Here is a 264-nt window from a genome sequence, read left to right on the forward strand (position 1 = left end):
GTTCCTTCTCCCGAGTTCTCTCAAGCGCCTTAGAATACTCATCTCGCCCACCTGTGTCGGTTTGCGGTACGGTCTCGTATGACTGAAGCTTAGAGGCTTTTCTTGGAACCACTTCCGATTGCTTCAGCACCTAAGTGCCTCGTCCCGATCCCTTGAATTCCGCGCCCGGATTTGCCTAAGCGCCTTCTATGAACCAGAAACTGACTATTCCAACAGTCAGACAACCTTCCGCGATCCGTCCCCCCATCGCATCATACGACGGTG

The 264-nt window shown here is 53.4% G+C and carries 1 rRNA gene; it reads right to left on the bottom strand.

Features of this window, described 5'->3' with window-relative positions:
- Positions 1–264: ribosomal RNA gene (locus GEV02_RS33955) — 23S ribosomal RNA — on the bottom strand; the annotation flags it as partial.

Origin of the sequence: Rugamonas aquatica (assembly GCF_009380215.1) — a bacterium.
GTDB classification, from domain to species: Bacteria; Pseudomonadota; Gammaproteobacteria; order Burkholderiales; family Burkholderiaceae_D; genus Rugamonas; species Rugamonas aquatica_B.